The following is a 10,835-nucleotide window of genomic DNA, read 5'->3' as shown; positions in this document are numbered from 1 at the left end:
GTCAATTTCTCTATCGCTCAGAAGCGACTTTATAAATATACCACCCGTCCATGTTAAAGTCAACATGTTTTAATCACTTTTTTACTATATAAATATAATAAATTCAAAAGTACTGTTAAATACAGCAAACGGAGCACCTATTACAGTGCTCCGTTTATGTTATTCTTCATCAGAATTGATATTCACATCTGAGTTTTCACCTGATGCGTCTTCTTCTGTTTCCTCTGTATTTTCATTTTCCTGGACTTCTTCTTTTTCTACTTTAGCTACGGTTGCTACATATTCATTCTTTTCATCGCCAAGGCTGATTAGTTTTACCCCCTGTGTATTCCGGCCCATTTTAGAAATGCCGGCTACATCAATACGAATCAAGACCCCGCCTGTTGTAATCAACATCAGGTCCTCTTCGCCGGTTACCGCTCTCATCGAGACAAGCTCACCGTTCTTATCTGTAATATGACAGGTCTTAATACCTTTCCCGCCGCGGCCTTGAATACGGTACTCTGCAGCAGCAGTCCGCTTTCCGTAGCCATTTTTCGTTACGATTAGCACTTCATTATCTTCCTCAAGCACTTCCATGCCGACAACCTCATCATCACTGTCCAAGGTAATGCCTTTTACCCCTGTAGCGGTGCGGCCCATCGAACGGACATCTGTTTCCGGGAAGCGGATCAGCATACCTTTTTTCGTACCGATAATAATATGCTTGCTCCCGTCTGTCATACGGGCGGAAATAAGCTCATCGCCCTCACGTAGACTTATGGCGATTAGTCCGTTATTCCGGATATGGGCAAAGGATGACAGCGGTGACCGCTTGGAGACACCTTCTTTTGTGGTAAAGAACAGGAACCAATCGTCCACGAATTCTTCAACTGGGATAATTGCATTTACCCATTCACCTTTTTCGATACCCAGCAGATTGATAATCGGAATGCCTTTCGCCGTGCGGCCGTACTCCGGAATTTCGTAACCCTTGGAACGATAAACCTTCCCCTTATTAGTAAAGAAGAGAATCGTATCATGGGTTGAAGTTGTGATCAAATGCTCGACAAAATCATCTTCATTGGTGCCCATACCTTGGATTCCGCGGCCGCCGCGTTTTTGTGCGCGGTACGTGGAGACAGGGAGACGCTTGATATAACCGTTATGGGTTAATGAGATGACGATGTTTTCGCGTGGAATCAAATCCTCATCCTCAATGTTTTCAATTCCGCCTGCTGCAATCTCAGTGCGGCGTTTATCATTGAAACGTTCTTTTATTTCAAGAAGTTCTTCGCGGATAATTTCAAGGACTTTTTCCTCGTCCGCTAAAATGGCTTTTAACTCTGCAATGAGTTTTACAAGCTCTTGATATTCATCTTCAATCTTTTCTCTTTCCAAGCCTGTTAAACGCTGCAAGCGCATATCAAGGATGGCCTGGGCTTGTTTTTCTGAAAGATTAAATTGGGTCATTAACCCTTCACGGGCGATATCTGTCGTTTGCGAGTTGCGGATTAACGTAATGATAGCGTCAATATGGTCAAGTGCGATCCGCAGACCTTCTAAAATATGTGCCCTTGCTTCGGCCTTACGCAATTCAAATGCAGTACGGCGGCGAATGACTACCTTTTGATGCTCTAAATAATAGACTAAACATTGCTTTAGGCTTAGCACCTTTGGCTGCCCATTCACAAGTGCTAGGGTGTTAATTCCAAAGCTAGTTTGCAGGGCAGTCTGTTTGTATAAATTATTCAGCAGCACATTGGCGTTGGCATCCTTACGAACTTCAATGACAATCCGCATTCCGCGGCGGTCTGATTCATCGCGCAAGTCAGTGATGCCATCAATCTTTTTATCACGGACCAACTCTGCTATTTTTTCTATTAGTTTTGCCTTATTTACCTGGTAGGGAAGCTCATTAACAATAATGACCTCTTTACCATTAGACTTCTGCTCAATTTCCACTTTAGCCCTTATTGTAATGGAGCCCCGTCCGGTTTCATAAGCCTTGCGGATGCCGCTTCGGCCTAAGATGATCCCTCCAGTAGGGAAATCAGGCCCCGGGATGATCTCCATCAGCTCCTGAGTGGTAATGTCAGGGTCATGGCTGACAGCCAAGACCGCATCGATCGTCTCGCCAAGCTGATGAGGCGGGATGTTGGTTGCCATCCCAACGGCAATTCCGGTTGTGCCGTTCACTAATAGGTTAGGGAACCGCGCTGGCAAGACAACCGGTTCTCTTTCCTCACCATCATAGTTATCTTGATAATCAATCGTGTCTTTGTTAATATCTCTTAATAATTCCATTGAGATTTTCGACATTCTTGATTCAGTGTAACGCATCGCCGCAGCTGCATCACCGTCAACCGACCCGAAGTTCCCGTGGCCATCGACAAGCATATAGCGATAGTTGAAATCCTGCGCCATCCGGACCATTGTCTCATAAACGGCGGAGTCACCATGCGGGTGATACTTACCAATAACATCTCCGACAATACGGGCTGACTTTTTATATGGTTTGTCCGCATGAATTCCTAGATCGTGCATAGCATAAAGAATACGGCGGTGAACCGGCTTCAGGCCATCACGAACATCCGGAAGGGCACGTGAAACGATAACACTCATTGCATAGTCAAGAAACGAAGATTTCATTTCTTGGCTAATATTAATTTCTTTTACTTGAGAATTTGGTGTTTCAGCCATAATTGGTACCTCCTATTAGGGTGTCACCTAAAATAAAAAAGGAGGATAGTGGACACCTCTACCCTTTTTCCCTTTTTTTAGCTAATAGGAAATTATAAATTTCCACAAATTATAATTTCCTAACGCATAAATTCAACTACACCTCTATCTTCGTCCTATCGGACCCGCCAATCGGCGAGTTTTCATTTATGTTATATATCTAAGTTTTTCACGTATTGAGCGTTTTCTTCGATAAAGTTCCGGCGTGGTTCGACCTTTTCACCCATCAGCATATCGAAGGTGTCATCCGCTTCGATTGCATCTTCTAGACTTACCTGAAGCATCGTTCTCGTACCAGGATCCATGGTTGTTTCCCATAACTGTTCAGGATTCATTTCTCCCAAACCTTTATAGCGCTGAATATTAGGCTTAGGCTGGCTTGGCAGCTCAGCAAAAATCCTGTCAAGTTCCTTGTCGTTATAGGCATATTCTATCCGTTTCCCCTGCTGCACTTTATAAAGCGGCGGCTGGGCGATATACACATAACCCGCTTCGATAATTTTCCTCATATAGCGGTAAAAGAAGGTCAGCAGCAGCGTACGAATATGGGCACCATCGACGTCCGCATCTGTCATGATGATGACTTTATGATAGCGGGCTTTTCCAATATCAAAATCTTCACCAATCCCAGTGCCAATGGCTGTAATCATTGCCCGGACTTCATTATTGGAAAGAATCCGATCAAGACGAGCCTTTTCAACGTTCAGAATCTTACCGCGAAGCGGCAGGATTGCTTGGAAATGACGGTCGCGTCCTTGTTTCGCCGAACCACCCGCTGAGTCACCCTCAACGATATACAATTCGCTTTCTGATGGGTCTTTTGAGGAACAGTCTGCCAATTTCCCGGGTAAACTAGATACTTCTAGTGCACTCTTGCGGCGGGTCAATTCCCTTGCCTTTTTGGCAGCGAGCCTTGCTCTTGCCGCCATTAGACCTTTATCGACAATCTTTTTAGCAACCATCGGATTTTCTAACAAGAACTTTTCAAAATGCTGAGCAAAAACGGTATCTGTTATCGCCCTGACTTCAGAATTTCCGAGTTTCGTTTTCGTTTGTCCCTCAAATTGCGGGTCCGGATGCTTAATCGAAACAATCGCTGTCAGGCCTTCGCGAACATCCTCACCGGAAAGGTTCGCATCGCTTTCTTTAATCAGATTGTTTTTCCTGGCATAATCGTTAATAACCCTCGTTAAAGCCGTTTTAAAACCAGATTCATGGGTTCCGCCTTCGTACGTATGAATATTATTGGCGAATGAGTAGATGTTATCTGTATAGCCTTCATTGTATTGCAGGGCAACCTCAACGCTTATTCCATCCTTTTCGCCCTCCATATAGATAGGCTCTTCAAGAATGACCTCTTTTGTCCGGTTTAAATGCTCCACATAGGATTTAATTCCGCCCTCATAATGATACTCATTGCGTTTATTTTCGACACGCTTATCTTCTATGGTGATTTTGATTCCTCGGTTAAGGAATGCAAGTTCACGAAGGCGTGTTGCCAGAATGTCAAATTCATACTCAAGTGTTTCTGTGAAAATTTCTCCGTCCGGCCTAAAATGGGTGATGGTTCCGGTTTTGTCGGTTGTTCCGACCACCTTTAGTTCAGAAGCGACATTGCCGCGTTCAAATTTTATTTCGTGAATTTTGCCGTCGCGATGTACATAGACTTCAAGCTCAGTAGATAGGGCATTAACAACCGATGCACCAACACCGTGCAGTCCGCCTGAAACCTTATAACCTCCGCCGCCAAACTTTCCTCCGGCATGGAGAACTGTCATAATGACCTCAACGGCAGGTCTGCCCATTTTTTCTTGGATGTCGACTGGAATACCGCGCCCGTTATCCGTTACCGTAATGCTGTTATCTTCTTCAATCGTGACATTGATTTCGTCACAGTAACCTGCAAGTGCCTCGTCAATACTATTATCAACGATTTCCCAAACAAGATGGTGAAGCCCTTTGCCGCTTGTTGAACCGATGTACATACCCGGTCTTTTCCTTACAGCCTCCAGTCCCTCCAACACTTGTATCTGATTGGCATCATATGCCTGCTCCTGAACTGCTTTTTGATCCATTGTCACTTGATTCACCTGCACTTTCTGCCAAATAAATCCTTATTTTTTTGAAAAATTATTATGCTATTAAAATTCTTGTAAATGCATTTGGCTGGAACGTCTTTTTAACGTTCCGGAGGCTATCGGGGACAAATACACTTTGTCAAATGTAATCACAACTGATTTAAAAGGATTTTTTGAGAGGTTGATGACCTTATCCTGATGCCGCTGCAGGAATTCCCCAGCCAACTCAGAATTTTTCACACTATCTTTGTCCAATATGGAGATAATATCCTTTGCCCTAATATTGAGATCTTCCCCGATATGAATATACATGTTCCACCTCAATCTACTTTCTGAATAATACCGGACGAAACCTGGAAGGTTGAGGCTTCCTTTAATGTCTGGTGGTCTATGCCATCAACACTGGTTGTGGTAACAAAGGTTTGAACTTTACCCTGAATGGTATTTAATAAATGCGATTGCCGATAATCATCCAATTCCGACAACACATCATCCAATAGTAAAATAGGGTACTCACCAATTTCCGCCTGAATTAATTCAATTTCAGCGAGCTTTACCGACAGTGCAGTCGTCCGCTGCTGTCCTTGTGATCCGAACGTTTGCACATCTCTTCCGTTTACGAAAAACAATAAATCGTCCCGATGTGGGCCAAATAAGGTAGTACCTCGTTCGATTTCTTTTGTCTTCACCTTTCCGAACTTTTCTTCAAAGCATGTTACCATTTTCGACAACTCTTGTTCTTCTAATACCTCTACGGAAGGTTTATAGTTGATTTCAAGTGTTTCCAGGCCCCTTGATATCCCTTTATGAATCGGACCGGCCCATTTTGCAAGCAAGTGAAGGAATTCAAATCTCTTCGCAATAATCTTTACAGCAACTTGAATAAACTGCTCTGTTAAGATCTCGAGCATTGTTTGGTCCGTTTGTTTTTTTATCTGAAGCATTTTCAGATAATGATTTCGCTGTTGAAGTATTTTTTGATATTGGCTCATATCATGTAAGTAAATAGGGGATATCTGGCCAATTTCCATATCAATAAATCGCCTGCGCACCTGCGGACTTCCTTTTACCAAATTAAGATCCTCAGGAGCAAACATGACAACATTCATATTCCCGACATACTGGCTTAATTTCTGCTGCTCAATATGATTAAGTCGTGCTTTTTTTCCCTTTTTTGAAATAACTAATTGTAAAGGCAATGAGCTGTACTGTTTTTGAACCCTACCCTCTATTTTAGCATACTCCTCGTCCCAGCGAATAAGTTCTTTATCATTAGAGGTCCGGTGGGACTTAGCCATGGCCAAAACATAAATGGATTCCATCACATTAGTTTTACCTTGGGCATTTTCACCCAATATGACATTAACTTTATTTTCAAATTGAATAAATAACTCTTCATAATTGCGATAGTTTTTTAACGATAATGCTTCAATATACATTGACTTCTCGTCCTTTACCTATTCGGTAATCACAAATTCTCCAATACCGGGAATTTGGACCTTGTCACCGGCGCGAAGTTTCCTTCCTCTTCTTTGATCCTGTTCGCCATTTATAAACACTTCATGCTCACTTAAAAACCACTTGGCCATTCCACCAGTAGAAATAACATCGGCAATCTGCAAAAACTGTCCCAATGTTATAAATTCTGCTTCGAGCTTTATTTTTTCAGGCATCCTCATCACCTAATTCTTAAAAAGTCTCAATACTTTATTTTACTAAAAAAACGGAACAGTTACAAAGGAAACCAAAAATAAACTTATGTTTGTCAAAAAGAAGACCGCCAGTGGAAGAAAGGCGGCCTATGAATAATAGCTTTATATATGTTTAGTACGTTCTTACCGGCAAGATAAGCTGTAAAATCGTTTCATCATGAAGAGGGCGGATCAGGAATGGACGCATCGCCCCAGTGAAGCTCACTCTAATGTCCGTTCCTTCAAGAGCCTTCAATGCATCCATCATGTATTTAGCACTGAAAGAAATTTTTAAATCTTCTCCCTCAATCGATTCACTTTGGATTTCTTCGACAACCTTCCCGATTTCTGGGGTATTGGAGGAGATTTCAATGATTCCTCCCTCAATGGTAGATAGCTTAACCACATTATTTCTGCCTTCGCGTGCTAAAAGGGAAGCACGATCAATAGCATGTAAAAATTCCTTTGTGTTGACAGTGACATCTGTTTTGCTTTCATTCGGAATCAATCTTGATGTATCAGGATAGTTTCCTTCCAATAATCTTGAGAAAAATAAAAGGTGCTTTGCTTTAAACAAAATTTGATTCTCGGTAATGACAATATCAATTTGCTCATTCGAGTCATCAATAATTTTGCTAAGCTCATTCAAGCTTTTTCCTGGAATGACAACGTTGTAGCTATCACTCGTTTCCATCTCTACTTTAGCTTTGCGGAGTGCAAGGCGATGGCTATCTGTTGCAATACAGGTTAATTCGCCATTCTCAATTCGCCAGTTTACACCTGTCAAGATTGGCCGTGTTTCAGATGTGGACACCGCAAAATGAGTTTGTCTGATCATTGCCTTCAATAGGTCAGTCGCAATATGGAATTTATTATTTTCTTCAATCTGTGGCAGGTGTGGATATTCCTCTGCATCCAAACCAATCAGGTTAAATTCTGATTTACCGGAACGAATAACGGTTTGCAGGTGGTTTAATACCTCAATTTCGACAGAATCTGTTGGCAGCTTTTTCACAATTTCGCTAAAAAACTTCGCCTGTAAAACAATGGAGCCTGTTTGTTTAATTTCGACAATCTCATCGCCGGCGTCTTCTTTAGGGATAAAGGATTCAATGGAAATATCAGAATCACTTCCAGTTAAGGTTACTCCCTCGTCCGTTGTGGTGATTTTAATCCCCGTTAAGATTGGAATGGTTGTTCTCGATGTGACAGCCTTCATTACATCCTGGACACTTTGAACTAAGCGGTCGCGTTGGATTATAAATTTCATGTTTAAATCCTCCGTTTTAGGAATATTTTTTAATGCAATTACATATAATATTTTTTTAAAAAAATTAGTAAAAGTACTAGTAGGGCTTGTTAACATGTGGATAACTAACTTTTTCAAAGGAAAGACAGCCTATCCACATGTGGACAGACTGTGTATACATTCTTCGAAGTTATTCACAATAGGTCTAAATTTTCAACAGGTCATTTAGTTCTTTAATTTGCCGTTGCAGTTGAGAATCAGTTAGCAGCAGCTTTGAGATTTTTTCATGAGCATGAATAACGGTGGTGTGGTCACGGCCGCCGAATTCTTCTCCTATTTTTGGCAAAGAATAATCGGTTAATTCACGAGATAAGTACATGGCAATCTGCCTAGGGAAGGCAATTGACTTTGTCCGCTTTTTCGCCTTAAAGTCTTCAAGCTTAATGCTAAAATGTTCGCCAACAATCTTTTGAATATCATGAATGGTAATTACCTTTGGCTTAGAGGAAGGAATAATATCCTTCAATGCCTCCGCTGCCAGATCAGCATTGATATCCTTATTGATTAACGAAGAATAAGCGACAACTCGGATCAGTGCCCCCTCAAGCTCACGAATGTTGGAATCAATTTGATTCGCAATATACAGCATCACTTCATTAGGAATATCGAGGCCCTCTGCCTTCGCTTTCTTTCGCAAAATGGCAATTCTCGTTTCCAAATCTGGAGGGGTGATATCTGTGATTAAGCCCCACTCAAAGCGTGAACGCAAGCGGTCCTCCAAGGTTGGAATTTCTCTTGGCGGCCGGTCACTGGAAATGACGATTTGCTTACTTTCTTCATGAAGGCTGTTAAAGGTATGGAAAAATTCCTCCTGGGTTGATTCTTTTCCAGCCAAAAACTGAATATCATCTATTAGGAGGACATCCACGTTTCGATATTTATTGCGGAAATTCTCAGCCTTGTTGTCACGAATCGAGTTAATAAATTCATTTGTAAATTTTTCTGATGATAAATAAACTACTTTAGCTGAAGGATTATGGTCTAAAACATAATGGCCGATCGCATGCATTAAGTGCGTTTTTCCTAATCCGACGCCTCCGTAAATAAATAAGGGATTGTATGCTTTGGCCGGGGCTTCCGCAACGGCAAGCGAAGCAGCATGGGCAAAGCGGTTTCCGGATCCAATTACAAAAGTATCAAATGTATATTTTGAATTTAAAATATTGGAAGGAAAATCGTTATGATCATCATCCTTTTTCGCCTTTTTTGGCGGTGTCGGGATTTCAAGCTCCTCTTCCCTCTGATTTTGCGGAATGATAAACTTTACGGCTAATTCTTCCCCTGTAATATCGTAAAGAATTCCTGAAATCAGCTGAGAATAGCGTTCCTCCAGCCAATCGCGGGCAAACTCATTTGGCGCTGTGATGACAAGCAAATCGCCCTGAAGGGAATGAGCCTTTGTTGATTTTAGCCAAGTATCAAAGCTTGGTTTGCTGATTTTTTTCTCTATATTGGCAAGGGCCGCATGCCAAAGATCCGCAATATTTTCCACTAGTTTCCCTCCTTTTTTATAAATACTCCGATGACGTTAAACTCCTAAGAAACGTAATCTATTTGAATTATTCATCTCTCATTCGGTGCAATATTTGGTATGAAAAATTTTTTCATCCGTGAGTACAACCTATTAATTTATTAAAATATGAACAGTGCTTGTGGAAAACATATAATAAGGAAATAATGTGGAGTTTCGACAATATCCACCTCTTGTGGACAAGTTTTTACAGAACCGTTGAATAAACTATCCACATGTTATCCACAGTTTGTGGATAAAGATTAAGGGTGACAAAGTTATTCAGAGTGAAAACACAAATATAATAACAAATAAAATCAAGGTTTGCAATGGTTTTTCGAGATTTATCCACAACCTCAGCAGGCTGTGCATTAAAATTGTCCACAGGTTGATAATTTGTGAAAATCCTGTCAATATCTTGTGTGGATAGTCCGAAATTTGTCGATTTTTTATCCACAGAGGATTGAGAGAAGCCTTCAGGCTATTTTTTATCTAAACGGGCAAAATAATTCTTACCAAACCGAATCAAAGGGATCTGGGAAAAGGTAACAATATTAGGACAGTAGTTGACAATTTAAAGTTAACATCCTTATAATAAGTAAGACTGTCGTTTTAAATTTATAGGCTTATCCTCTGGGAGGTGTAATATAATGAAAAGAACGTATCAACCAAATAAGCGTAAGCACAGCAAAGTTCACGGTTTCCGCAGCCGCATGAGTTCAGCAAACGGACGTAAAGTTCTTGCTCGCCGTCGCCGTAAAGGAAGAAAAGTATTATCAGCTTAGACCACTGAAACGTCTCAGTGGTCTTTTTTTAAATCACTTTATAAATGGAAACTCGCCGATTGGCAAGTCCGATAGGACGGTTCATGAGGCGTAGTTGAATTTATACTTTCTTATTAGCTAAAAAAACGCTTTTTGATTCAGAACAACGTTGATTGGAGCGGAAGGCGCGAAGACTCCTGCGGGAGTATGGGATAGGGGAGACCCCCAGGTGCAAACCGACGAGGAGGGCTCCCTTTCAACCCTTGAACTGCTTGCGCCTGGAGCGGAAATCAACAGACCTGTTTAACAGGGCCTTTAGAATAAGGAGGACTGTTCGATTTTATGAAAAAGGAGCTCCGAATTAAAAAGAATCAGGACTTTCAAGTGGTTTTTCAAAAGGGTCGTTCTTTTGCCAACCGGCAATTTGTAGTCTATTCATTAGAAAAAGAGGGACAGAGCCATTTTCGAATTGGATTGTCTGTCAGCAAAAAGCTAGGCAATGCCGTAACAAGAAATCAAATTAAAAGATATGTCAGGCAAGCAATTTTCGAGCTGAAAGAACAATTAACGCCAGGAAATGATTATGTGATTATCGCCAGGAAGCCTGCCAGCGAAATGGACTTTTTTGAGATCAAAAGCAGTCTAACCCATGTATTAAAAGTTGGTAAGGTTTTAAGAAAAAATGATTAGGTGATAATTGTTAAGGAATTAGCCACTTTCAGCACAAACTGAGCAGACATAACCTGTAAAAAAATGATAAAA

The 10,835-nt window shown here is 41.3% G+C and carries 9 protein-coding genes; 2 read left to right on the top strand and 7 right to left on the bottom strand.

Going from position 1 to position 10,835, the window contains the following annotated elements; translation table 11 throughout:
* Positions 1-159: 159 nt before the first annotated feature.
* From gyrA to dnaA, 7 genes are all read right to left on the bottom strand, one after another.
* Positions 160-2,682: a DNA gyrase subunit A gene (gyrA, locus tag ACNQGS_RS22395; RefSeq protein ID WP_491489264.1), complete on the bottom strand. Its 2,523-nt coding sequence runs from the start codon at positions 2,680-2,682 to the stop codon at positions 160-162.
* Positions 2,683-2,873: 191 nt separating this feature from the next.
* Positions 2,874-4,796 carry a DNA topoisomerase (ATP-hydrolyzing) subunit B gene (gyrB, locus tag ACNQGS_RS22390; protein WP_491489263.1) on the bottom strand — a complete coding sequence of 641 codons (1,923 nt, stop codon included), beginning with the start codon at positions 4,794-4,796 and terminating at the stop codon, positions 2,874-2,876.
* Positions 4,797-4,862: 66 nt separating this feature from the next.
* On the bottom strand, positions 4,863-5,111 hold the full coding sequence (gene remB, locus ACNQGS_RS22385; RefSeq protein ID WP_213116948.1) for an extracellular matrix regulator RemB: 249 nt from the start codon (positions 5,109-5,111) through the stop codon (positions 4,863-4,865).
* Positions 5,112-5,119: 8 nt separating this feature from the next.
* A complete protein-coding gene (gene recF / locus ACNQGS_RS22380) occupies positions 5,120-6,238 on the bottom strand; it encodes a DNA replication/repair protein RecF (protein ID WP_491489262.1) in 1,119 nt (372 codons plus the stop codon).
* Between the two features lie 18 nt (positions 6,239-6,256).
* On the bottom strand, positions 6,257-6,472 hold the full coding sequence (gene yaaA / locus ACNQGS_RS22375) for a S4 domain-containing protein YaaA (RefSeq protein WP_213147829.1): 216 nt from the start codon (positions 6,470-6,472) through the stop codon (positions 6,257-6,259).
* Between the two features lie 151 nt (positions 6,473-6,623).
* Entirely contained in the window at positions 6,624-7,760 is a 1,137-nt protein-coding gene (dnaN, locus tag ACNQGS_RS22370; protein ID WP_213147830.1) for a DNA polymerase III subunit beta, read from the bottom strand.
* 184 nt (positions 7,761-7,944) lie between these two features.
* Positions 7,945-9,291, bottom strand: a complete 1,347-nt coding sequence (gene dnaA / locus ACNQGS_RS22365; protein ID WP_491489261.1) for a chromosomal replication initiator protein DnaA — start codon at positions 9,289-9,291, stop codon at positions 7,945-7,947.
* Positions 9,292-9,959: 668 nt separating this feature from the next.
* On the opposite strand from dnaA, the gene rpmH reads away from it, so the two are divergent.
* Together rpmH and rnpA are read left to right on the top strand one after the other, a co-directional pair.
* The gene (gene rpmH / locus ACNQGS_RS22360) at positions 9,960-10,094 is read left to right on the top strand and encodes a 50S ribosomal protein L34 (RefSeq protein ID WP_066059809.1); all 135 of its coding nucleotides are present in this window, start codon (positions 9,960-9,962) and stop codon (positions 10,092-10,094) included.
* 321 nt (positions 10,095-10,415) lie between these two features.
* Positions 10,416-10,763, top strand: a complete 348-nt coding sequence (rnpA, locus tag ACNQGS_RS22355) for a ribonuclease P protein component (protein WP_213116953.1) — start codon at positions 10,416-10,418, stop codon at positions 10,761-10,763.
* Positions 10,764-10,835: the final 72 nt, after the last annotated feature.

It is taken from the genome of Neobacillus sp. PVCKKU3, from assembly GCF_058323225.1.
Note: the sequence above shows the minus strand (reverse complement) of the source record. Positions and strands in the feature narration are given on the sequence as shown.